The 23400-nt window shown below is 70.5% G+C and carries 18 protein-coding genes; 11 read left to right on the forward strand and 7 right to left on the reverse strand.

Features of this window, described 5'->3' with window-relative positions:
* Window positions 1-47: 47 nt before the first annotated feature.
* The gene (locus ACO073_RS20230; RefSeq protein WP_421999724.1) at window positions 48-1367 is read left to right on the forward strand and encodes an LLM class flavin-dependent oxidoreductase; all 1320 of its coding nucleotides are present in this window, start codon (window positions 48-50) and stop codon (window positions 1365-1367) included.
* A gap of 68 nt (window positions 1368-1435) precedes the next feature.
* Window positions 1436-1774, forward strand: a complete 339-nt coding sequence (locus ACO073_RS20235) for a hypothetical protein (protein ID WP_421999726.1) — start codon at window positions 1436-1438, stop codon at window positions 1772-1774.
* A 177-nt stretch (window positions 1775-1951) separates the two neighbouring features.
* Here ACO073_RS20235 and ACO073_RS20240 read toward each other — a convergent pair whose 3' ends face one another.
* Window positions 1952-5131 (reverse strand): bifunctional cytochrome P450/NADPH--P450 reductase, encoded by a 3180-nt coding sequence (locus ACO073_RS20240; RefSeq protein ID WP_421999727.1) that lies wholly within the window; start codon window positions 5129-5131, stop codon window positions 1952-1954.
* 183 nt (window positions 5132-5314) lie between these two features.
* Here ACO073_RS20240 and ACO073_RS20245 point away from each other — a divergent pair, with 183 nt between their 5' ends.
* The 4 genes from ACO073_RS20245 to ACO073_RS20260 all read left to right on the forward strand — a co-directional run bounded on the left by ACO073_RS20245 (window position 5315) and on the right by ACO073_RS20260 (window position 9655).
* On the forward strand, window positions 5315-7186 hold the full coding sequence (locus ACO073_RS20245) for an acyl-CoA synthetase (RefSeq protein ID WP_421999728.1): 1872 nt from the start codon (window positions 5315-5317) through the stop codon (window positions 7184-7186).
* 68 nt (window positions 7187-7254) lie between these two features.
* Window positions 7255-8592, forward strand: coding sequence for an SrfA family protein (locus tag ACO073_RS20250; RefSeq protein ID WP_421999729.1), 1338 nt, complete (start codon window positions 7255-7257; stop codon window positions 8590-8592).
* Window positions 8593-8643: 51 nt separating this feature from the next.
* On the forward strand, window positions 8644-9363 hold the full coding sequence (locus ACO073_RS20255; RefSeq protein ID WP_421999731.1) for an AzlC family ABC transporter permease: 720 nt from the start codon (window positions 8644-8646) through the stop codon (window positions 9361-9363).
* Window positions 9347-9655, forward strand: a complete 309-nt coding sequence (locus tag ACO073_RS20260; RefSeq protein WP_421999732.1) for a hypothetical protein — start codon at window positions 9347-9349, stop codon at window positions 9653-9655. Before ACO073_RS20255 ends, ACO073_RS20260 begins: the two co-directional genes overlap by 17 nt.
* Before the next feature lie 27 nt (window positions 9656-9682).
* Here ACO073_RS20260 and ACO073_RS20265 read toward each other — a convergent pair whose 3' ends face one another.
* Window positions 9683-9883, reverse strand: coding sequence for a YdcH family protein (locus ACO073_RS20265; RefSeq protein ID WP_421999734.1), 201 nt, complete (start codon window positions 9881-9883; stop codon window positions 9683-9685).
* A gap of 175 nt (window positions 9884-10058) precedes the next feature.
* Window positions 10059-10616: a TIGR02444 family protein gene (locus ACO073_RS20270; protein WP_421999736.1), complete on the reverse strand. Its 558-nt coding sequence runs from the start codon at window positions 10614-10616 to the stop codon at window positions 10059-10061.
* Window positions 10617-10700: 84 nt separating this feature from the next.
* Here ACO073_RS20270 and ACO073_RS20275 point away from each other — a divergent pair, with 84 nt between their 5' ends.
* The 3 genes from ACO073_RS20275 to ACO073_RS20285 are packed head-to-tail and all read left to right on the forward strand — an operon-like array spanning window position 10701 to window position 12562.
* Window positions 10701-10922, forward strand: coding sequence for a YdcH family protein (locus tag ACO073_RS20275; RefSeq protein WP_421999738.1), 222 nt, complete (start codon window positions 10701-10703; stop codon window positions 10920-10922).
* A gap of 6 nt (window positions 10923-10928) precedes the next feature.
* The gene (gene purE / locus ACO073_RS20280; protein ID WP_421999739.1) at window positions 10929-11465 is read left to right on the forward strand and encodes a 5-(carboxyamino)imidazole ribonucleotide mutase; all 537 of its coding nucleotides are present in this window, start codon (window positions 10929-10931) and stop codon (window positions 11463-11465) included.
* Window positions 11466-11470: 5 nt separating this feature from the next.
* Window positions 11471-12562 carry a 5-(carboxyamino)imidazole ribonucleotide synthase gene (locus tag ACO073_RS20285; RefSeq protein WP_421999741.1) on the forward strand — a complete coding sequence of 364 codons (1092 nt, stop codon included), beginning with the start codon at window positions 11471-11473 and terminating at the stop codon, window positions 12560-12562.
* On the opposite strand, the gene ACO073_RS20290 is transcribed toward ACO073_RS20285, so the two are convergent.
* Window positions 12519-13172 (reverse strand): COQ9 family protein, encoded by a 654-nt coding sequence (locus ACO073_RS20290; protein ID WP_421999742.1) that lies wholly within the window; start codon window positions 13170-13172, stop codon window positions 12519-12521. The genes ACO073_RS20285 and ACO073_RS20290 overlap by 44 nt on opposite strands.
* Before the next feature lie 124 nt (window positions 13173-13296).
* Here ACO073_RS20290 and rpsU point away from each other — a divergent pair, with 124 nt between their 5' ends.
* Window positions 13297-13500, forward strand: coding sequence for a 30S ribosomal protein S21 (gene rpsU, locus ACO073_RS20295; RefSeq protein WP_020696578.1), 204 nt, complete (start codon window positions 13297-13299; stop codon window positions 13498-13500).
* Window positions 13501-13565: 65 nt separating this feature from the next.
* On the opposite strand, the gene ACO073_RS20300 is transcribed toward rpsU, so the two are convergent.
* Window positions 13566-13967: a GFA family protein gene (locus tag ACO073_RS20300; RefSeq protein WP_421999744.1), complete on the reverse strand. Its 402-nt coding sequence runs from the start codon at window positions 13965-13967 to the stop codon at window positions 13566-13568.
* Window positions 13968-14008: 41 nt separating this feature from the next.
* On the opposite strand from ACO073_RS20300, the gene ACO073_RS20305 reads away from it, so the two are divergent.
* Window positions 14009-15523, forward strand: a complete 1515-nt coding sequence (locus ACO073_RS20305) for an amidohydrolase family protein (protein WP_421999746.1) — start codon at window positions 14009-14011, stop codon at window positions 15521-15523.
* Here ACO073_RS20305 and ACO073_RS20310 read toward each other — a convergent pair.
* Both ACO073_RS20310 and ACO073_RS20315 read right to left on the reverse strand, forming a co-directional pair.
* Window positions 15517-16206, reverse strand: coding sequence for an HAD family hydrolase (locus tag ACO073_RS20310; RefSeq protein WP_421999748.1), 690 nt, complete (start codon window positions 16204-16206; stop codon window positions 15517-15519). The two genes, ACO073_RS20305 and ACO073_RS20310, sit on opposite strands and share 7 nt — an antisense overlap.
* Window positions 16207-16294: 88 nt before the next feature.
* The gene (locus ACO073_RS20315) at window positions 16295-23260 is read right to left on the reverse strand and encodes an autotransporter-associated beta strand repeat-containing protein (RefSeq protein WP_421999749.1); all 6966 of its coding nucleotides are present in this window, start codon (window positions 23258-23260) and stop codon (window positions 16295-16297) included.
* Between the last annotated feature and the right edge of the window lie 140 nt (window positions 23261-23400).

The raw sequence follows: 23400 nt of genomic DNA on the forward strand, positions 1-23400 counted from the left end.
TGGACCGCGACGCGCCGGATGTGTGACCATCGCGGCCGGAGGAAGCCTTGCCCAAGCCGTTGATGCACCTCGCCCAGTTCCTGGTGCACGGTCCGACCTACCACAGCCTCGCCATGTGGCGTCATCCGAAGACCGCGGCGGCGGGCTTCGACTGGTCGCGCCCCGAGCTCTACCAGCACATCGCGCGGGTCTGCGAGCGCGGCAAGTTCGACATGGTGTTCTTCGCCGACCTCAACTACGTGTCCGACACCTTCACCGGCTCGCTGGCGCCGGCGCTGCGCAACGCCACCCAGGCGCCCGAGCACGATCCCATCCCGCTCCTCTCCTTCATGGCGGCGGCGACGACCCATATCGGTCTCGGCGCCACCTACTCGGTCAGCCACCAGCACCCGTTCCATGCCGCGCGCCTGTGGGCGACTCTCGACCACCTGACGCGCGGGCGGGCCGGCTGGAACGTCGTCACCACGCTCAACCACAACCAGTCGGCCAACTACGGCGAGGAGATGCGGCCGACCGACGAACGCTACGACCGCGCCCACGAATTCATGGAAGTCTGCCGCAAGCTGTGGGCGAGCTGGGACGAGGGTGCGGTGGTCATGGACCGTGCCGGCGGCGTCTTCGCCGATCCGGAAAAGGTCCATCGCATCGAGCATGAGGGCCGCTTCTTCCGCTCGCGCGGACCGCTCAACGTCGTGCGCTCGGCCTATGGCGGACCGGCGATCCTGCAGGCCGGCACCTCGGGCAAGGGCCGCGACTTCGCGGCGCGCTATGCCGACGCCGTATTCGCCATCCAGCCCTATCTCGCCGGCGCCCGGGAGCTCTACGAGGACATCAAGCGCGGCGTCGTGGCGGCGGGGCGGCGGCCGCAGGACTGCAAGCTACTGTTCGGCGTGCAGCCGATCGTCGGCGCCAGCCGCGCCGAGGCGGCCGAACGGCAGGCCGAGCACAACGAGCTGGTGCCGCTCGAGGGCGGGCTCGCCATCCTGTCCGGCCATCTCGACTTCGACCTCGCGACGCTGCCGCTCGACACGATCATGGCGCATCGCACCGAGCCCAAGCTGCAGCGCATGCAGACACGCTACCGCTCGATGACCGGCGAGCTGCTGACCCTGCGGCAGGTGGCGCTCAACCACGGCCAGTCGGTCGGCCTGCCGCAGATGGTCGGCACGCCGGCCGACATCGCCGACCAGCTCGAGGCCTATTTCGACGCGGTCGGCGGCGACGGCTTCATGATCTCTCCCATCCATTCCCCGGGCGCGATCGAGGAGTTCGTCGACCTGGTGGTGCCCGAGCTGCAGCGGCGCGGGCGCTTCCGCCGGGACTATGCAGGCACGACGCAGCGCGACCACCTTTTGCAGGACACCTGAACGGTTCCGCGCTGCGGGGATGCCCAGCCGCGCCGGGCCGTATCTCCCGACGGACTGGGAGACTGCCGATGGACCTCGAGATCAGCCCGGAGCGGCCGCGGCGCAGACTGAGCTATGCCCTGACGGACCTGGCGGTGATCGTCGCCTGCAGCGCCGCCTTCTTCGTCGTCGTCATCGGCAGCAAGGCGCCGCCCGACCGCGAACCTCCGGTCGACCTGATCGCGCGCGACCTGGGCACCACGCCTGAGCACCTGAACGAGGTCTCGCGCAAATTCATTCCGCCCCCGCATCATGGACGGCCGAGCGAATCCCAGCGGCTGCAGGTCGCGATCGCGCTCGACATTCCCCTCGAGCGGCTGGACCGGGTGATGGAGAAGTACCGGCCCGACCGGCTGCACCAGCGCTGAGCCAGCCGGGACTTTGGCGAAGCGGCCGCTGGTATTCGGAATCACCACTGCCGATACGGGCCTGTTGTTATCCCGAGCGTAGCGAGGGACCTTTCCTGTGGCCTCAAAAGCCCCTCGCTACGGTTCGCGCGCGGACAACCCCGCGCCGGGTGACAGCACCCGGAACGGATCGGCGGCTCAGGAGAAGACGTCCGACACGTAGCGCCCGTGCTCGTGCTCGACGGCGTCCGCCCACTGCTCGGCGTCGCTGTCGCTGGCGCCGGACGCTTCCTTGTAAATGCGCAGCAGCGTGTCGCGGACCGCCGGCGCCATGAGGCGACCGTCGCCGCAGACATAGACGATGGCGCCCTGGCGGAAGAACTCCGAGACGCGGGCCCGCTCGGCCCAGACCCGGTGCTGCACGAACGACACCTCCCCTTCGGGCTTCTGGGAAAAGGCCGGCAGCAGCGTCGCGACGCCTTCCTTCTCCCAACTCGCCAGCTCCTCCTGGTACAGGTAGTCGATGTCGGGGTGGTTGGTCCCGAAGAACAGCAGCGCGGGACCGACCTGCTGCCCGCCCTGCTTCTGCGCCGCCCGCTCCTGCAGGAAGCCGCGGAACGGCGCCACGCCGGAGCCGGCGCAGATCATCACGATCGGCGTCCCGGGATCGGTCGGCGGATGGAAGCGTGCATTCGAAGGCCGGACGGCGAGCGAGACCCGGTCGCCCGCCTGCAGCCGCGCGAGATAGGAGGATGCGACGCCCTGGAAGCGGCCGGCACCGGACAGCGCCGCCGCGTCGACCACCGACACCGTAAGGGTGACATGGTCCGGCTTCCATAGCGGCGACGACGAGATCGAGTACTGGCGCGCCCGCATCGGGGGCAGCATGTCGAGATAGGGACCGAAGCCCAGCGAACAGGACTCGAAGCGTTCGAGCAGATCGATCACGCTGCACCGTCGCTCGAGGACCAGCGATTCGTATCGTTCGCCCGCCATGGCCTCCAGCTCCGCCTTTTCCGGCGGGCAGGCCGTCGCCGCGGCAAGCATCGCGACCTGCGCGCGCGTCGCCGGCTGCGCCAGCTCGACATAGCTGGACAGCAGCTCGCCGCAGCTCATCGGCCGGCCCGTCGGCAGGGCGGCCGGGCCGACGTCGCGGTGCAGGACCACGAGCGTGTCGCGGGAGAGCCCGAAGCGCCGCAGCACCCGATCGACCGCGGCGTCGGGATTGCGCGCCAGCACGGCGAGATAGTCGCCCGTGCGGTAGGTCATCCCGGCGGGCAGGAGGAACTCGATGTGCCGCTTGGAGCGGGCGCCGGGCGACGTCATGTCGACCAGTTCGCGGCTCTCCACGACGATTCCCTGCTGCAGGTCGCCCAGGCGCAGGGCGCTCTCGCGGCCCGACTTGACGAACTCGACCCGAAGCCCGGCCGGCGGGGCCGGGCGGACCGCCCCCTTGCCCATCGCCTTGTCCAGCAACGGCAGGAAGGCGGCGTACCATTCGTCGAAGGCGCCGAAGAAGTCGCCGCCCGAATCCGTCTCGCCGCGCTCGGCGATGCGGGTCGCGCCCGCCTTCGCCAGCGCCGCGTCGACGCGCTTGGGAACCGCCTGGTAGGTCCGCGCCCACTGGCGGTTGCCGCAGCCGAAGACCGCGAACCGCGCCCCGGCCAGGGCGCCCGCGGGCAATGCCTCGACGGCGGAGACGAACTGACGGGCATTGTCGGGGGGCTGGCCTTCGTAGGACGCCGTTACCACGACGATCGCGCCGTGCCGAGGCAGGCCGCCGGCAAAATCGTCCATCGGCGCCACGGTCGGCGCGTAGCCGTGCGCCGGCGCCTCGCCGGCGATCCGGTTGGCAAACGCCTCCGAGGACCCGGTGTTGCTGCCGTAGAGCACGAGCAGCGGCGCCGTCCCGCCGTCCGTCGCCGAAGGCGGCGGGGCCTGCGGGCTGAGCGCCCGCTGCGGCGTGGCCGCCACGGCGCTGCGCAGCAGAGATCCCGCGGAACGGCGCGACCGGGCGCGGATGCGCAGGTCCTCGGGCTTGAGCGTCAGGGTCTCCTTGATCTTCAGCGTGTAGGCCGGATCGTCGAGCACGATGTCGAAGCGCTGCAGCATCATCGACAGGACGAGCTGGGCCTCCTGCATGGCGAAGGGCCGGCCGATGCAGGCCCGCGCACCGTTGCCGAACGGCTTCCAGGCGTTCGGCGGCAGGCTGCCCGCCAATTCGGGCGCGAAGCGCTCGGGCCGGAAGGCCTCGACGTCGTCGCCCCATGCCTTGGGATCGCGATGGAGCATCGGCTCGAGGATCATCACGGTGTCACGCGTCGTGAGCGGATACTTGCCGGCCAGCACCGTGTCCTCCAGCGGCTTGACCGAGAAGACCGACGCGGTCGGCCAGATGCGCAGGCTCTCCATCAGGATCTGCTCGATGTAGCGCAGCTGAGCCAGGTGCTCGACCCGCGGCATCTCCTGCCCCAGCACCTCGTCGACGATCCCGCGCGCCTTCTGGAGGATCGCGGGGTTCTTGAGCAGCAGGTAGGTGGCGAAGGACAGCAGCCCGCTCGTCGTCTCGTGGCCGGCGATCAGGAAGGTGATCATCTGATAGCCGATGTTCTCGTCGCTCAGCTTCTCGCCGCTGACCGGATCGACGCCGTTGAGCATGAGGTTGAGGAGGTCGTGCTTCTCGTTGCCCTTCGGGTCGCGGCGCCGCTCGGCGATGAGCTGGCGCGCGACCTGGTCCAGCAGCTCCTTGTCGGCCTGGAACTGGCGGGCCTTAGACAGCATGAGGCTGGTCAGCACCTTCGGGCGGTTCGCGCGGCCGCCCGCCTCCTGCAACGCGCCGACCATCGCCGACACGAAGGGATGCATCTCGTTCTGGTAGAAGCTGTTGAAGCGATAGTCGAAGGCGCAGAGCGCGATCGTGTCGAGCGTGAGCCGCGTCATGTTGTCGGCGACGTCGATGACCGCGCCGGGACCGAAGCGTTCCCAGCGCACGAACATCTGGTCGGCGATATCGAGCATCCTGTCGAACATGCCGCGGATCGCGATCGGTCCGAACGCCGGCATCAGGATGCGATGGGCCTTGGCCCAGTTCGGCTCGTGACTGTGCGCCGTGAACAGGCCGTCGCCGGCCACGGCGCGGATCTCGTACAGCGGCCCCTGAATGCGCTTGCCGAAACGGGCCTCGTCGCAAAGCTCGTTCACCAGCTCCTGGGAACTGGCGACGTAGACATCGCGGTCGAGGATCGTGAGCTTGAAGAAGGCGCCGTAGGTGCGCGCCAACCCCATCAGGCTCTGGACGGGAGCGCCCCCCTGGAGCTCCGACAGGTTGCCGATGATCGGCTTGAGGGGAGGCTGCGGCACCGACGGTGTCGACGACATGCTTCCTGGCCTTCCGAGGGTCGCGACTCGCCGGGCTGACGGTCTGCGAGCGACCCCATCTTATAGAGCATAGAGTTTCCCGCCGATGCCCATCCTCCCTGCATAGGCGGGTTCAAGGAATTGGTGGAGAAGACCGGCTTTTCTGTGTGAGAGTGCAGCCGCGTCCAGCATGGGAAAGCGGGCATGGCCAAGGGAAAATCGCGCAAGGGCTCCGGCAAGACGAAGAAGCCGGCCAGGAGCAAGACGGCCAAGGCCAAGAAGCCGGCGAGCAGGAAGGTCGCCCGGCCGAAGAAGCCCGCCGTTTCCAAGCCGGTCGGCAAGCCCGTTCCCCGCCCCGCGCCGCGGCGGCCGGTCAAGAACCGCGCCTCGGTCGCGCGCGTTCCCGCGGCGCGGCCGGCGCCGCATGCCGCCGCCCACCGCGCGCCGGTCCTCACCGCCAACATCTACGAGCGCGACCTCGACCGGAATCCGGCCAACTACGCCCCGCTGACGCCGCTGCAGTTCATCGAGCGCACGGCCGCGGTCTATCCCGACCATCCGGCCCTGATCCACGGCGCCCGCCGGCAGAGCTGGGCGGAGACCTATGCGCGCTGCCGCCGCCTCGCCTCCGCGCTCGACAGGGTGGGGATCGGCGTCGGCGATACGGTCGCGATCATGGCGCCCAACATCCCCGAGATGTACGAGGCGCATTTCGGCGTGCCGATGACCGGCGGCGTGCTGAACTCGCTGAACACGCGGCTCGACGCCGCGATGATCGCCTTCATCCTCGACCACAGCGAGACCAAGGTCCTGCTGGTCGACCGCGAATTCCATCGCGTCGTGACCGAGGCGCTGGCGATCGCCCGGGTCCAGCCGCTGGTGGTCGACATCGACGATCCGGCCTGCGAGGACCGCGCCCAGATCGGCGACACGACCTACGAGGAGTTCCTCGAGACCGGCGAGGCGGACTTCACCTGGGCCTATCCGGCCGACGAGTGGAACGCGATCTCGCTGAACTACACGTCGGGCACGACGGGCAATCCCAAGGGCGTGGTGTTCAGCCACCGCGGCGCTGCGCTGTCGGCCTACGGCAACGCCACCCAGTGGCCGATCGGCCTGCATCCGGTCTACCTCTGGACGCTGCCGATGTTCCACTGCAACGGCTGGTGCTTTCCGTGGACCCTGGCGCTGGTCGCCGGGACGTCGGTCTGCCTGCGCCGGGCCAATGCCAGGACGATCTACGACGGGCTGGCCGACCACGACGTCACGCACATGTGCGGCGCGCCCATCATCATGCAGTTCATCATCGCCGCCGGCCCCGACGAGCGCCGGCCGCTCGGCCGCCGGGTCGAGTTCATGACCGCGGCCGCGCCGCCGCCCGCCGCCGTCCTGGAGGCGCTGGAGAAGGAGAACTTCCGCGTCACCCATGTCTACGGGCTGACCGAGGTCTACGGCCCGGCGACGATCTGTGCGTGGCACGGCGAATGGGACTCGCTGCCGGCGCACGAGCGGGCGCGCCTCAAGGCGCGGCAGGGCGTGCGCTATGCCGCCGAGGACGGCGTGACGGTGATGGACCCGACGACCATGAAGGAAGTGCCGCGCGACGGCGCGACCATGGGCGAGGTCATGTTCCGCGGCAATCTCACGATGAAGGGCTATCTCAAGAATCCGCAGGCGACGCGCGAGGCGTTCGAGCACGGCTGGTTCCATTCCGGCGACCTCGGCGTGCTGCACGAGGACGGCTACATCGAGCTGCGCGACCGCTCCAAGGACATCATCATCTCGGGCGGCGAGAACATCTCGACCATCGAGGTCGAGGGCGTGATCATCGAGCACCCGGCGGTCGCCAACGTCGCCGTCGTCGCCAAGCCCGACGAGAAGTGGGGCGAGACGCCCTGCGCCTTCGTCGTGCTGAAGCCCGGCGCCTCGGCAACCGCCGAGGAGATCGTGGCCCACTGCCGCGCCAACCTCGCCTCCTTCAAGTGCCCGCGATACGTCGTGTTCCGCGACCTGCCCATGACCTCGACCGGCAAGGTGCAGAAGTTCGTGCTGCGCGACTGGGCGAAGACCCTTTAGTGGTCGAACGCATACCGGGCGGCGCAATCATCGCGCCGCCACAATCGGTTGGCTAATCTGGCCGAGGAATGGCCGGCGAAACCACGTTGATCGCGACGACGCGCGGCGGTGTCCGCCCCCTCGGGGTGCGCGGCGAGCCGCTGCACAACGCGGCCGCCCAGCTCCGCCGGGTGGTGCGCCGCCGGCTGGGTGACGCCACGGCGGGCCTGCTGGCCGACCCGCAGCCGCACGAGGACGGCAAGGCTATCGACTGGTACGCCGACGGGACGGGTCCGGTGCAGCCGCTGGACGCCCTGCCGCCGGAACGGCAGCGCGAGGTGATGGCTGACGTCGAGCGCGCCCTGGCCGACATCCGGCGCCTGGGCGACACGCTGGCCGGCGCCGGCCCCAAGGAAGAGAGGGGAATCGTCGGCCTCTCGCTCCAGCTCGCGGCCCGCGCGCCGGCGCCCTCCTTCATCTTCGTCGTCGGCGACCGTCCGGTGATCGCCTGCTGGGGCTACGAGAAGGACACGGCCGGCAGCGTGCTGCCGGCGCTCGCCGCAGCTCCCGAACCCGTACCCGCGCCGGCGCTGCCGGCCGTCGACCGACCGGTGCATCATCAGGTGCTGCGGGCGCCCGCCGCCCTCCCGGTGGCGAGGCCCGCCGCCGCGACCATTCCATGGCTGCGCACCCTGCTGCTCGCCCTGCCGCTGCTGCTCCTGCTGCTGGGCGGTGCCTGGCTGCTGCGCGAGCTGCTGCCCGACGAACCCGACCTTTCGCTCGCCACGCGCGAGGGGCCGGAGGCGCCGGCTGCCGCGGAAGCGCCCGCCGATCCCTTGCCGGCCCTGAAGGCCGCCTACACGACCGAGCAGTCGCGCGCCCGCGTCCTGCAGGTGGAACTGTCGCTGATCGAGGCCGAGCTTCGGAAGCGCATCGCCGAGTGCAAGCCGCCCGAGGCGAAGAAGCCCGCACCCAAGCCGCCGCAGGTGGCGGTGGCACCGCCCAAGCCGGCGCCTGCCCCCCAGCCGCCGCCGCAACCGGTGCGGCCAAACGACAATCGACTGCGCCTGCCCGCGCCGACCAACGACTATTCCTTCATGTCGGGCTGCTGGCGCACCGATCCGTTCCGCCACGAGACGGTGCAGATGCAGCCGGGAATCTCCTCCTACTGCTTCGATGCCCGCGGCAACGGCCAGCTCGAATGGCGGCGCGGCCGCACCGCCTGCCGCACGCGCGCGCAGGCTCGCTTCGAAGGCGCGGTCCTGCGTCTGCGCGACAGCGACACGACCTGCAACGACGGCTCGCACTGGTATGCCGACCAGCTCGTGTGCCGGCGCGGCGCCGACAATGTCGCGTTCTGCAGCGGTTCGTCGCGCGGCGCCTTCGGTCCCGTTTCCTGGACTGTAAACCTGCATAAGCTGAGGTAGACTCCGCCCCATCAGCCTCGTCCCCGTGCCGTTCGAGAGTTCAAGAGTTCCGTGTCCCTTTCCGCGCGCGTGACGTGGCGCAGCTTCCAGGCCGGTGCGTGGCGCATGGTGCTGCCCGGCCTCGCTTCCTTTCCCTTCGGCATCGGCTTCGGCGTCGCCGCCGCCCAGAAGGGGCTGAGCGCCTTCGAAGTCTGGCTGATGAGCCTCACTGTCTTCGCCGGCACCAGCCAGATGGTGGCGCTCGACCTGTGGGCGCAGCCGCTGCCGCTGGCGGCGATCGCGGTGTCCGTGTTCGTGGCCAACCTGCGCTACTTCGTGATGGGCGCGGCGCTGCAACCTCACCTCCCCCGCCTGCCCTGGTACCTCCAGCCCCTCGTCTGGCACGTCACCGTCGACCAGAACTGGGCGGTCGGCATCGCCGAGTACCGTCGCGGTCGCGGCGATCTCGGGCGGTTCATGGGCGGTGGCTTCACGCTGGCCTGCATCTGGTCGGGCTCGTCGCTGCTCGGCCACCTCGCGGCAGGCGGCGTGCTGTCCGACCCTGCCGTCGCGCGCCGGCTCGGGCTCGATTTCGTGGGCGTCGCCGTGTTCGTCGTCGTCGCCGCCATCCTGTTCCGCGGCCGGCGCGATGTCGCTCCCTGGGCGGTCGCCATCGCCGCAGCGCTCGGCGCCCGACTGGCGATCGGCGGCAACTGGTACATCGTGGTCGGCGGACTGGCAGGCGGACTGTTCGGCGCCTGGCAGGAGTTGCGGCATGACCGCCAGTCCTGAGAACCTGGTGGCCATCTTCGTGATGGCGCTCGCCGCGCTGGGCGCCAAGGGCGGCGGCTTCTTCCTGATGCGATGGCTGGGCAAGCACCGCCTCGTGGCAGCCTGGCTCGATCATGCGCCGGGCGCTGTCATGGTGTCTGCCGCGATCGTTCCGATCGTGCAGTCGGGCGGCGCCTATTGGCTGGGCGCCGCCGCAGCCGTCATTGCGACCCGCCTCGCGGGCGGGTTCACCGGCGGACTGTTCGCCGCCATCGGCGCCGTCGCCCTCGCCCGGTGGGCGGGGCTGGGCTGACGCCCGTCAGCTGTCGGTGTTCAGCTGTCAGTGGGTGGTGGCGCGGGATCTTGTGTCGGACACAGGGGACGAAAGCCTGACGATCTCGTCTTTGATTTGAAGCTTTCGCTTCTTGAGGCTGCAGATCGCATCGTCGTCGGGATGCGGTCGCGTGCTCTCCTGGGCAATCGCCTGCTCAAGGGACGCATGCTTGGCCTTGAGCGCTTCGATATGGTCCACTGTGCTCACGGGCGACCTCCGGGCTGGTTGCGGACAAAACGACTGTGACTCTTACATTGCGACGAGTCACGCCGTTTCAAGGGTGTTTTCCACCACCGCGCCGGATACCGAAATGGTCCTCGGGCACGAACCATCATGGTCGTTCACGATTGACACCGGCTGCGTCCGCGGCGCAGCGCGGCCGTCAGGTGCCGACGACCTGCGCAATCTCCGCGCGCGTGAGCGTCGGGAAAGTCCCCTGCATCATGGTCACGACCGACGCGCGGTCGCGGCTGTCGGGAACGACGCCGAGGCACACGGCATAGATTCCGAGATTGCCCACGGCCGCGCGCAGCCGCTTGTCGAGCGGCCGGTCGCGGTCGGCCATGGGCGCATGGAGGCCGGCCAACTGGATCTGCTCGGCGTGCTCCGCAGCCAGCTCGGCGTCGGCGACGCGACGGCGCGCGGCATCGACGGTCTCGGGCAGGGCGCCGGGCCAGGGCTTGTCCTTGAGCAGGCGCCGCACCGCGCGCAGCGGCTGCACGATCCCGGCCTGCCAGGCGTCGCTCGCCTTCAGGATCGCGCGCAGGCGGTCGGCGGTGAGGGTCGGCCGGCCGGACGCGCCGAGCCAGCAGCAGAACAGCAGGATGTTGACGTCGCAGCCGCGCCTTTCCTGGAGGTCGAGGCAGGCGTCGGCCACGCCCTCGGCGGCATAGAGCTCGAGCGAGAAATTCCAGAACGGATGAGGCAGGAAATCCGACACAGGTACTCGGGTTCCTCGTGGATCGTGAGTGCTTCCCTTTGGCCGGGCGAAGGGGTACACGGCGCAGGTCGAGGTGGCTAGAGCATGAGCACCCCCCCTTCGGAGCCTGTTGACGCCCAGGTCATCAAGGCCAAGCTCGAGGCGCTGAAGAGCGAGCACCGCGACCTCGACGAGGTGATCGATCGCCTGATCGAGAAGCCGCCGTTCGACCAGCTGCAGCTCCAGCGCCTCAAGAAGCGCAAGCTCGGGCTCAAGGACGAGATCCTGAGACTGGAAAGCCGGTTGATTCCCGATATCATCGCCTGAGAGAGCATGGCCAAGACCAAAGCGAGCCGCCGGCCCGCCGCCAGACCGGCGGTCGGCCTGATCATGGGCAGCCAGTCGGACTGGGCGACCCTGCGCCACGCCGCCGAGACCCTCGAGGCTCTGGGCGTGCCCTTCGAGACCCGCATCGTGTCGGCCCATCGGACGCCCCGGCGCATGATGAGCTACGCCTCGAGCGCCAAGCGCCGCGGCCTCAAGGTGATCGTGGCCGGCGCCGGCGGCGCGGCCCACCTTCCCGGCATGACGGCCGCGATGACTCCGCTGCCGGTGCTGGGCGTGCCCATCGAAAGCGCGGCGCTCAAGGGGCAGGACAGTCTTCTTTCCATTGTCCAGATGCCGGCGGGCATCCCCGTGGGGACCCTGGCGATCGGCCGGGCCGGGGCGATCAACAGTGCCCTGCTGGCGGCCTCGATCGTCGGTCTTGGCGATGCCAGGATCATGGCTTCCGTGGAGCGCTGGCGGGCCCGCCAGACGGCGGCGGTCGCCCGGGTCCCGACGGACGACCCGCCCGCCCCTCACCGCTAGCCTCGATGGCCCTCCCCCCGCCCCTCCCGCCCGGATCGACCATCGGCATCCTGGGCGGCGGCCAGCTGGGCCGCATGACCGCCCTGGCGGCCGCCCGGCTGGGCTACCGCTGCGTGGTCTATTCCCCCGAGGCGCACGCGATCGGCGGCGACGTGGCCGTCGCCCATGTCCAGGCCGACTACGGCGACATGGCTGCCTTGGCGCGCTTCGCCGCCCAGGTCGACGTCATCACCTACGAGTTCGAGAACGTGCCCGAGGCGACGGTCGAGGCGTGCCAGCGCCACAAGCCGGTCCGGCCGGGCGTGCGGGCGATCCACGTCGCACAGCACCGGCTGCGCGAGAAGGCGTTCTTCCGCGAGCTGGGGCTGGCCACGGCCGACTACCAGGCGATCGCCAGCGAGGCCGACATCGCCGCGGCGACGGCGCTGCCCGGTATCCTCAAGACCTGCACCGAGGGCTACGACGGCAAGGGGCAGGTCCGCGTCGCCGACCGTGCCGCCCTGGCCGCGGGCTGGGCGGCCCTCGGCCGGCGCGGATGCATCCTGGAGGCGCTGGTCGACTTCACGGCGGAGACGTCCGTGATCGTGGCGCGTGGCCTCGACGGCGAGACGCGCTGCTTTCCGATCGGTCGCAACGACCATCGCGACGGCATCCTGCGCACGACGATGGTCCCGTCGGGCCTGCCGGCCGCGACCGTGGCGACGGCGGAGCGCTACGGGATCGCGCTGGCGCGCGGCCTCGACCTCGTAGGCCTGGTGGCGCTGGAGCTGTTCGTCGCCCGCGACGGGTCGGTGCTGGCCAACGAGATGGCGCCCCGGCCGCACAATTCAGGGCATTGGACCCTCGACGCCTGCGCCACCAGCCAGTTCGAGCAGCTCGTGCGGGCCGTCTGCGGCCTGCCGCTCGGGCCCACCGACATGCTCTTCCCGTCGCGCATGGAGAACCTGATCGGCCACGAGGCCGACGACTGGCTGCGCTACCTGGCCGATCCGGCCGCCCGGCTCCATCTCTACGGCAAGACGTCGGCGCGTCCCGGCCGCAAGATGGGCCACGTCACCTTCGTGCCGGCCGCGGCGCCGTCGCGGTCCACGACCTGACCCGCGCCTTGGCCTTCTCGACCTTCATGACGTCGTCGATCCGCCGGTCCAGGAAGGCCCAGGTGGCCTCGGCCCCCGGCGATCGGTCGTTCAGCCAGTAGAGCAGGGTCGAGGAGTAGACGCCGGCCAGGGTCGCCCGCTTGGTGTAGAAATTGAAATCGGCGCTGCTGTCGCCGGCGGCGTACCAGAGCGCGTCGACCGTGCGGTAGAGGAGCTTTGCCGCCAGCCCCGCCCGGAACGGCAGGGCCAGGGCGGCCAGCGCCCGCCGGACGGCCTCCCGAGTGCCGGCATGGCGCTCGAGGCGCAGCCGGACTGCCCGCCGGATCCGCTCCCGGATGGGCAGGTTGAGGATTCCGTCCCGCGCGAGCTCGTCCACGGTACGCTGGTCGGACCGCTCGCTGAGGAAGGCCAGGACCTGCACCGGCCCGCCCGGGAAGAGGCGGTCGGCCTCGCCCGCCGGCAGGCCGAGCTGGCGCCCGGCGGCCGCCAGGGCGGCCCGGTTCCAGCCGTCGAACTCCGCCTCGGCGGCCGTGGCATCGGCCAGCCGGTCGCGGGCGGGGGCGTCCGGATCGTCCGGAGGGGCGGAATTGGGTCCGTTTTCGTCGGTCATCGGCCGGAATATAAGCGTTTCCCCGGCCTTCCCAAGGGTCTTTGGCTGTGATACCACCGCCGCCTCTGAATTGCCCCCGGGTCGGTCCGGGGCGCCGCACCATGCATGGAAGGAAGCGATCGAAGTGCAGGTTCTCGTCCGTGAAAACAACGTCGATCAGGCGCTGCGCGTCCTGAAGAAGAAGATGCAGCGCGAGGGGATCTTCCGCGAGATGAAGCTCCGCCGCAATTACGAGAAGCCGTCCGAGCGCCGCGCCCGCGAGCGTGCCGAGGCGATCCGCCGGACCCGCAAGCTGATGCGCAAGCGCATGGAGCGCGAGGGCTACTAGGCCCTCACCCTCCGACCGAGCCCGACCCCCGGCTTGTCCGGGGGTTTTTTGTTGGGCCGACGGCGTCAGGTCGGCCGGCGCTCGTAGGCCGGGATGCCATCCGGGATCTGGTGGAACGGCTGCTTGTCGACCGTGAAGATCGCGAGCTGCGGGCCGCCGAACGACTTCGGCTCGTCGAGCGTGCCGACCTTGATCACCACGACGGGACGCTGCGGCCGGGTCGCCACGTGGGTGCCGCACTCGGGGCAGAATTCGCGCGTCACCGGCTTCTCAAGATCGCTGCGCGTGAACTGCCGGGGCGTGCCCTGGGTGTAGCGGAAGCCGTCGGGCGGCATCACCATGAACATGTTGGGAGCGCCGCCCGAGATGTACTGGCACTCGCGGCAATGGCACTGTGCCTTCAGCATCGGCTCGCCTTCGGCGACGTAGCGCAGCTTGCCGCAATAGCATCCGCCCTCGAACTTCATCGCGTTTCTCCTCTGGCACTTTGTTTGCGAGACTGGCGGCCATGGCCAGCAAGATCAAGCATCCCTACTCCATCGTCCGCGGCGGCAAGCTGCTCGACGCCGACAAGCGCGTCGCCCGGCCCGCCGACATCCTGATCAAGGGCGACACGATCGCCGAGATCGGCCGTCCCGGACTCGCGGCCCCCGAGGGCGCGACGGTCGTCGACGCCCGCCACCGGCTGCTTCATCCCGGGCTGATCAACGCCCACACCCACAGTCCGGGCAACCTGGGCAAGGGCATGGGCGACCAGTGGTCGCTCGAACTCCTGCTCACCGCCAGCCCGTGGATCGGCGGCGGCCGCACGCTGGAGGACAAATACCTGTCGGCGATGATCGGCGCGGCCGAAATGGTGCTGAAGGGCTGCACCGCGGCCTACGACCTCGCCGCCGAGTTCCCGCTGCCGTCGGTCGAGGGCCTGTCGGCCATGGCTCGGGCCTACGAAGAGGTCGGCATGCGCGCCGTGCTGGCGCCGATGGTGGCCGACACCACCTTCTTCGAGGCCATTCCCGGCCTGATGGAGCGCCTGTCGCCGGCGCTGCAGAAGGAGGTCGAGGCCTACCGTTACGCGCCATGGAAGGCGACCACGAAGCAGATGCGGAAGGCGCTGCAAAAGTGGCCGTTCGAGAAGGTCATGCTGGCCGTGGCGCCGACCATCCCGCACCATTGCAGCGACGACTTCCTGGTCGCCTGCCGCGACCTCGCCCGCGAGTTCGACGTCGGCATCCACAGCCATGTCGCGGAATCCAAGGTGCAGGTGGTGGCCGGCTACAAGCGCTACGGCACGACGCTCGCCGCCCACATGGACGAGCTCGGCCTGGTGAACGAGAAGTTCACGGTGGCCCACGGCGTCTGGCTGGACGACGAGGACATGAAGCGGCTGGGCGGCCGCGGCGCCTCGGTGGCGCACAATCCCGGCTCCAACATGCGGCTGGGCAACGGGCTGGCCGACGTGCGCGGCATGCTGTCGGCCGACGTCAATGTCGGCATCGGCACCGACGGCGCCAACTGCTCCGACAACCAGAACATGTACGAGGCGATGCGCCTGGCGTCCTTCGCCTCGAAGGTCCAGGGACCGGACTGGCAGCGCTGGGTCACCACGGGCGAGGTCCTGCGCGCCGCCACCGAGGGCAGCGCCCGCGCGCTCGGCCTGCACAAGCAGATCGGCCGGCTGGCGCCCGGCTACAAGGCTGACATCGTGTTCCTCGACCTGCACCACATCAACTGGATCCCGACCAACGATCCGGTCAATGCGCTGGTGCACACCGAGGACGGCACGGCCGTGCATTCGGTGATGATCGGCGGCCGCATGGTGGTGCAGGATCGCAAGCTGCTCACGGTCGATCTCGCGAAGCTGGCCGAGAAGGCCGAGGCCTCGCGGGTGCGGCGCGAGAAGATCACGGCGCCGGCGAAGAAGCTTTACGACCGGCTGGAGAAGGTCGTCGGCACCTTCTGCCCCGGCCTCGCCAAGGCGCCGCTACACATCCACCGCTTCGGCGCCAGCCACCACCATCACTGAGCGAGAAGCGCGTCGATCGCCCGCTCCAGCTCCAGCGCATCGGTCACGACGGCGTCCGGCTCCTCGGCCGCCGTCCGCGGCCGCTGCCGGCGATGGCGACCGCCGCGCACCAGCACGGTCGCCAGGCCGAGCGCCCGGGCCGGGGCGATGTCGTTGTCGATACGGTCGCCGACCATGATCGTCTCGGCCGGAGCCGCGCCGAGCGCCTCGCAGGCCATCGCGAAGGCGCGCGGGTCGGGCTTGCGCAGGCCGGTCAGCCCGCTCAGCCCGAGATGGGCGAAGAGATGGCCGATGCCTTCCCGTCCCAGCCGGTCGGCGAGCCGCGCCGGCTGGTTGGCGACGATGCCGAGCTTCAGGCCGCGGTCGGCGAGCCCCTGCAGCAGCGCCGGCAGGCCGGGCCGCATCTGGAAGACGTCGAGATTGCCGATCATCGCCCCCACACGCCGGCCGACCCGCTCGACGGTCAGCGGATCGCCGCCGCACAGCGACTCGATCATGTGGCCATAGGCATCGGGCGCGAAGGCCGCGACCGCCGCCTCCGACGCCGCCTCGACCATGGCCGGATCGACCCGGATCCCTTCCAGGCCGCAGGAGGCGGCGATTGCGCCGTCGACCGCGATCTCCCACGCGAATTCGAGGTCGATGGGACCGCCGACGTCGAACAGGACCGCACGATACGGCATCACGGCACGACAAGATCCATGCCGAAGTGTAGTGCAGCGGGCGCGCCGCCGCCCCGGCGATGTTGGCCGCCCCGTGGTGCGCGACGCGCTACAGGCTCAGGCGCAGGCCGACATTGAGGGCGTGGTTGTCGGTGCCGCTGCCGATGTCGCCGTCGTATCGCAGGAAGATCGAGGTCCGCTCGCCGATCGTCGTCGATGCCGAGAAGCCGAGCACCGCCGCGTCGCGCTGCGGCGTCGCGCCGTACACCGTGAAGGAGGCACCGGGCGCGCCGGCGAACGCCGCCGTGATCGGCCGGTCGACGTTGGCGAACTCGTGCAGCCAGCCCAGCCGGAACGCGAGGTCGAGCTTGCGGTCGCTTCCCAGGCCGATGGTGCCCGCCAGGTCGGCGCCGAACGTGGTTCGCAGGGAATTGGTGGTCTGCTGCGCGACGCTGAGGCTGAGCGCGTTCGCGCCCCATTCCGAGAAGGCGTTCTGGGTGACGCTCGAGACCTGCAGCCGCGCGAACGGCGTGACGGTCGCGGCGGCCGGCGCGTAGACGGCGAGCCGGTAGCCGGTCTCGGCCTGCCCGAGGAACTGGTTGGCGCCGGCGCTGCCGCTCGCCTGGCGCGTCGGGAGGCCCGGGATCGAGATCTGGCGCTGCAACTGGTTGTTGGAATAGGCGTAGCCCGCCAGGGCGTCGGCGTAGAAGCCGTCCTGGGTGAAGCTGCCATAGGCCGCGACGCTGATGCTGTCGCTCCAGCCGCGGCCCTGGAAGCCGTTCACCCACTGGGTCCCGCTCGTGTAGCCGACGCTGATCCCGGCCAGGAAGCGCGGATCGAGCCGGTAGTCGATGCCGGCAGCAGCGCCGCCGAAGTTGTACGTGAGCGCCGCGCCATTGCCGTTGCCCAGGACCGAGCCCAGGCCCCCCAGCGCGCTCGCCCAGGCGCTGAACGGCGTGGTGCCGTCGCACGCCTCGACCTCGCAGCCCTGCGCCAGCGCCACCCGCGCCGCCGAGCCCGTGCCGCGCGCGGCCGCGGCCTGCTGGCCGACGGCGTTCATGAACAGCGCGCCGCCGTTCAAGTTCATCGTGCCGAAATCGGCCCAGGGCTGGCCGCTGATCGTATCCAGCGCAGCGGGCCCCTGCTGCGTGCTGAGCACGCTGAGCGCCTGCGTCACCGCGGCGAAATCGCCGCTGGCGCCCGCGAAGGAGCGGTCGAGCGCCGCGCCAACAGCCTTCTGGTTCGCCGTGTTGCCGCCGAACGAGAAGGCATTCTGCTGCATCGCCAGGGTCAGGAAGACGCTGTTGGCGTCGTAGGCCAGCGACGGCGTCAGGAAGGCGAAGTTGCTGCTGACCGACGAATAGGTGCCGGACAGGCCGCCGGCCGCGCTCAGGATCGTGTAGGTCGTCCGGGGGGCGTAGGAGCCCGACTCCGCCACCACCTGCACGGCCGTGCCCTGGATCGAGGCCGTCCCGGAGACGTTGAGGCGATCGCTCTGGCCGGCGGCATTGGCCTCGACGACATAGACGCCGCCGTTCTGCGCCAGGTTGCCGCTGACGTTCAGCGTGCCGATCGAGTTGCCCGGCGACACCGTGCCGCCGCTCGACACCAGGCCGCCGATCGTGCCGTTGCCGCCGATCGTGCTGGAACTGTCCAGCGTCACCGTGCTGCCGACAAGGCTTCCGTTCACAACCACCTTGCTGCCGGTGACGGCGGTCGTGCCGGTGAACGTGTTCGTGCCGGTGAGGGTCAGCACGCCGCCGCCCTGCACGGCGAGCGTCCCGCTGCCGGTGATCGACGCGCCGAAGGTCGAGGCGCCGGAGCTGTCGTAGGTCAGCGTGCCGCCGCCCAGCATGACCGAGCCGCCGCTGCCGGCCAGCGTGTTGAGCGACAGGTTGGCCTGCCCGACGTCGAACAGGCCGCCGTTGATGGTGAGCGCGCCGCCCGTGGGCAGGCTCGCGCCCAGCCCGAGCCGCAGCGTGCCGGCATTGATCGTCGTGCCGCCCGCGTAGGAATTCGCGCCGTTGAGCGTGAGCGCCCCCGCTCCCGCCTTGGTGAGTCCGCCCGCGCCGGTGATCGTCGTCGCGAACGCGACATCGTTGCCGTTGGTGTCGAAGGTGCCGCCGCCCGCTCCCAGCGGTGCGAGGCGGCCGGACATGTCGGTGGTGTTCCCCGCCGCCCATTGCAGGCCGCCGCCGTTCAGCGTGATCGCCCCGCTGCCGAAATTGCCGGCCGCCGAGAAGTTGACCAGGCCGCCGGTGAGCGTGGTGCCGCCCGTGTAGGTGTTGGTTGCCGTCAGCGTCACCGTGCCGGCGCCGCTCTTGACCATGCCGCCGCTACCCGCAAGGACGGCGTTCACCGTCCCCGACGAGAGGGCGAAGCCACCCGCCGACGACAGGGTGCCGTTGCGGATCGTCCCGCCCGAGAGCCTGACGCCGCCGTTCTGCACCTGCGTCGAGCCGCCGAGATCGAGCGTGCCGCCCGCCACCGTCGTCGTCCCCGAGACGGTACCCAGCGTGCCGGCCCCCGAGAGCAGCAGGAGACCGGCCGTCACCGCCGTGCCGCCGGTATGGGTGTTGGCCGCCGTCAGCGTCAGGGTGCCGTTGCCGGCCTTGACCAGTGTGCCGGCGCTGGCGCCGTCGGCGATCGCGGTGGCCTGGGTCACGGTCTGGCCGGAAGCGACGTCGAGCGTCGATTGGCCTGCCACGGTCAGGGCGTGGGCGTAGAGGCCACCGGCGGTGAAGGCGAGCGTCGCACCATTGCCCAGCGCCACGGTGCCGCCGCCGAGGTTGGCATCCGACGAGATGCTGAGCGTGCCGCCGGCCACGGTGGTGCCGCCCGTGTAGGTGTTGACGCCCGACAGCGCCAGCGTGCCGCCGCCGGCCTTGACCAGCGCGCCGGGGCTGCCGCCGTCGGCGATCGTGGCGCTTTGCGTCGCCGTCTCCCCCGACGCGACGGCGAGGGTCGATTGACCCGTCAGGGTGATGGCATGAGCGTAGGTGCCGCCGGCCATGAAAGCGAGCGTCGCCCCGTCGGCCAGCGCCACCGCGCCGCCAATGCCGAGGCTGGCGTCCGACGAGATGCCGAGCGTGCCGCCGGTCACGGCGGTGCCGCCGGTGTAGGTATTGATGCCCGACAGCGTCGCCGTGCCGTCGCCGCTCTTGGTCACGCCGCCGCTGCCGGCCAGCGTCGCGCTCACCGCGCCCCCCGACAGGGCGAAGCCGCCCGCCGAGGACAGCGTGCCGTTCCGGATCGTGCCACCCGACACAGTTACGCCGCCCTCCTGCGTCTGGGTCGTGCCGCCGAGATCGAGAGTGCCGCCCGAGACCGTCGTCGCCGCCGCGGTGTCGCCCAGCGTGCCCGCACCCGACACCTGCAGCGTTCCGGCATTGACCGTCGTGCCGCCGGAATAGGTGTTGGTGCCCGACAGGATCGCCGTGCCGCCGTCGTTCTTCGCCACGCCGCCACTGCCGGCCAGCGTCGCGCTCACCGTGCCCGCCGAGAGGCCGAAGGTCGCCGCCGAGGACAGGGTGCCGTTCTGGATCGTGCCACCTGACAGGGTCACGCCGCCATTCTGCGTCTGGGTCGTGCCGCCGAGGTCGAGCGTGCCGCCCGAGACCGTCGTCGCCCCCGCCGTGCTGCCCAGCGTGCCGCTTCCGGAGACCTGCAAGGTGCCTCCGCTGACCGTCGTGCCGCCGGTGTAGGTGTTCGCGGCCGACAGCGTCGCCGTGCCGGCGCCGCGCTTGGCGACGCCGCCGCTGCCGGCCAGCGTCGCGTTCACCGTGCCGGCCGAGAGGGCGAAGGTCCCCGTCGAGGACAGGGTGCCGTTCTGGACGATGCCGCCCGACAGCGTCACGCCGCCATTCTGCGTCTGGGTCGTGCCGCCGAGGTCGAGCGTGCCGCCCGCCACCGTCGTCGCCCCCGCCGTGCTGCCCAGCGTGCCGCTCCCGGACAGCTGCAGCGTGCCGTCGTTGACAGTGGTGCCGCCGGTGTAGGTGTTGGCGCCGGACAGCGTCACCGTTCCGGCGCCGTTCTTCGTCACGCCGCCGCTGCCGGCCAGCGTCGCGCTCACCGCGCCCGCCGACAGGGCGAAGCCGCCTGCCGAGGCCAGGGTGCCGTTCTGGATCGTGCCGCCCGACACAGTCACGCCGCCGTCCTGCGTCTGGCTCGTGCCGCCGAGATCGAGCGTACCGCCGGCAACCGACGTCGCTCCCGACGTGCTGCCCAGCGTGCCGCCGCCCGAGAGCCGCAGGGTCCCGTCATTCACCGCCGTGCCGCCGGTGTAGGTGTTGGCCGCGGTCAGGACCAGCGTGCCGATCCCGCCCTTGCTGAGCGTCCCGGGGCTGGCGCCATCGGCAACGATCCCGCTCTGGGTCGCGGTCTGGCCGGAGGCCACGGTCACGTTCACGCCGCCCGAGATCGCCATGGCGTGGCTGTAGGTGCCGCCCGCGGTGATGGCGAGCGTCGTCCCGTCGGCCATCGCCAGCAGGCCGCCATTGCCCAGGTTGGCATCCGACGAGATGCTGAGCGTGCCGCGATCCACTGCGGTGCCGCCGGTATGAGTGTTGGTGCCCGACAGCGTCAGCGTGCCGTCGCCCTCCTTGACCAGCGTGCCCCCGCCCGAGAAGACGCCGCTCCAGGTCGCGCCGAGGCCATTGGTGTCGATGGTCGAGCGCGTACCGTCGACCAGGGTCGCCCTGACCGATGTCGAGAGCGCCGAACCGATGACCCGAACGGTTCCGCCGCCGAGATTGAACGCATAGGGGACGGTGCCGCTGCCATAGTTCCCGCGCAGCGAGGACCCGCCGATCTCGAGCGCGCCGCCGTTCAGGTTGTACGTGCCGCTGCCGTAGCCGCCGAGATAGAGCTCGGACGTGCCGACGACGCGCAGCGTGCCGCCCGTCTGGTTGACGACGCCGGTGCTGTTGGCGATGCCGCCGCTGCTGGGATCGCGGTCGCCGATGACGAGGAAGCCGCGGCTGAGGCCTGACGGGCTCACCTCGACGAGCCCCGTGCCGCTGATGTTCAGCGTGCCGCTGCCCGGTGCGTTGCTGCCGGCGTTCCGCCCGATCGAATGGCTGCCGCCGTTCAGCTGCAGCTCGCCGCCGCTGATATTGTAGGTGCCGGTGCCGCCCTGGTTGCCGATGTTGAGCGCGGCGCAGTTGTTGGTGTTGTCGCAGGTCTGCTCGACCCGCACGACGCCGCCCGTCTGCTGGACGATGCCGGTGCCGCCGAAGTCGCCGACGCGCAGCGCGGTGTTGATGGTCAGGGATCCGCCGCTGACGTTGAGCGTGCCGGTGCCGCCGGTGCCGGTGCCGACGTTGATGTCAGACCAGGCCGTCGTGCCGGCGCTCTGGGTCATCGAGCCGCCGACGATCGAGCCTTCGCCCCGCAGCATTGTCGAGCCGTTGATGACGAGGTCGCCCTCGCCGGCTTTGCGGAACTCACCGTAGTTCGCCTGGTAGGCCCAGGCATCGGACACGATCGTGCCCGAAAAGGCCGAGCTCTGGCCGCTGCCGATGGTCGAGACCAGGGCGCTGTCGCCCAGCAGCACCATGCCGGAACCCGACAGGGCGCCGATGTTCACGCTGGCGCCCGCCGCCAGGCCGGTAAGGTCGAGGTTGGTCCCCGTCGCGGTCGCGACGGCATTGTTGGCGTTCAGCCCGTTCATGTTGCCTAGCGCGATCGTGCCCTGCTGCAGGGCGACGCTGCCGGCGTAGCTGCTGTTGTTGCCCGACAGGGTGAGCGTGCCCGCCCCCGTCTTGGTCAGGCCGCCGCCGCCCGACAGGGCACCGCTCCAGGTCGCGGCCAGCCCGTTGGTGTCGAAGGTCAGGCGCGTCCCGTCGACCAGGGTCGCGGCATGGCTGGTCGTCAGGTTGGCGTTCTGGACGCGCAGTGTCGCGTTGCCGAGGTTCAGCGTGCCGGTAGCGCCGGAAATGGCGTTGGTTCCGCCGATCGCCAGGGTGCCGCCCGACAGGTTGTAGGTGCCGGTACCGCTGCCGAACTGCAGCCGGCCGCTGCCGTTGAAAGAGACCGTGCCGCCGGTCTGGTCGACGACGCCGGTCGAGCCGGCCGTGTTGCCGACGATCAGGGAGACCGCGACGTTGGCCGTCCCGCCCGCGACCTCGAGCCGTCCGGTGCCGCCGGACGCGGCGCCCAGTTGCAGGCGGTCGGAGCCGCCGTTCAGGAGGTTGAGGGTGCCCGCCTCGAGGCGGTAGGTGCCCGTTCCGCCCCCGCCCGGCTGGTTGCCGATGTTGCTGCCGAACAGGATGGAGTTCGTCACGCCCAGCGTCACGACACTGCCGGCGCCGGTCTGGCGGATGGTCCCGGTGGCGCCGGCATCGCCGACATAGAGCTGGCCGCCGCCGAGGACTCCCGAGGTCATCGTGAGCTGCGCATTGTCCTGGATGGTCAGCGTGCCTGTCGAGGCCTGGCCGCCCGTCCCCTTGCGCGACCCGACGTACATCGTGAGGCCGCCGTTGCTGGCGTCGAAGGTCGCGTTGTTGCTGAGCGTGTAGCTGCCCGTGCCGCCCTGAGTGCCGAGGTCGACCGCCGCGATGCTGCCGAAGCGGACGGTACCGCCCGTCTGGTTGACGGTCCCCTGCACGCCGGTGCTGCGGCCGACCGCCAGGCCGCCATAGTTGGTGTTCGGCGTCACGACGTTGGCGAATTCCAGCAGCCCCGACGAGATGTTCAGCGTGCCGGTGCCGCCGGTCGTGTTGGTCAGGCCGCCGCCCACCCAGATGCGCCCGATCGAGGTCGAGGCCGACGTCGTCCCGGCGGCGACGTTCACCCTGAGCGTGCCTCCGTTGATGTTGAGGGTCCCGCTGCTGCCCGAACCGTTGCCCAGCTCGATGCGCGACGCGGTGCTGCCGTTCGCGGTGTTCATCTGAACCGTGGCGCCGGCATTGACGTTGACGGTACCGACGCCGGTCTGCCCGACGACCAGCGCATCGGAGAAGGACTGGCTGGCCGGCGGCGGGAAATCGACGACCTGGCCGTTGTCGACGATGCTGTCGGCCCGGGCGGCAACCGGCAGGCCGGTCACCACAGCCGCGCTGCACAGCAGCAGCATTCGATAAGACCGACGCCGCGCGCGCGCCTGGTCAGAACTGTATCGAACGGGCGCGGTCGGTCCGGCCGACTGCGCCCCCAACTCCGGTCCCCTTGCCACAGCATGCCCCCCAAGAACATGGCCGTTTCGCCGCCGGAACA

The sequence above is a fragment of the Reyranella sp. genome (genome assembly GCF_965229815.1).
Taxonomy (GTDB): Bacteria; Pseudomonadota; Alphaproteobacteria; order Reyranellales; family Reyranellaceae; genus Reyranella.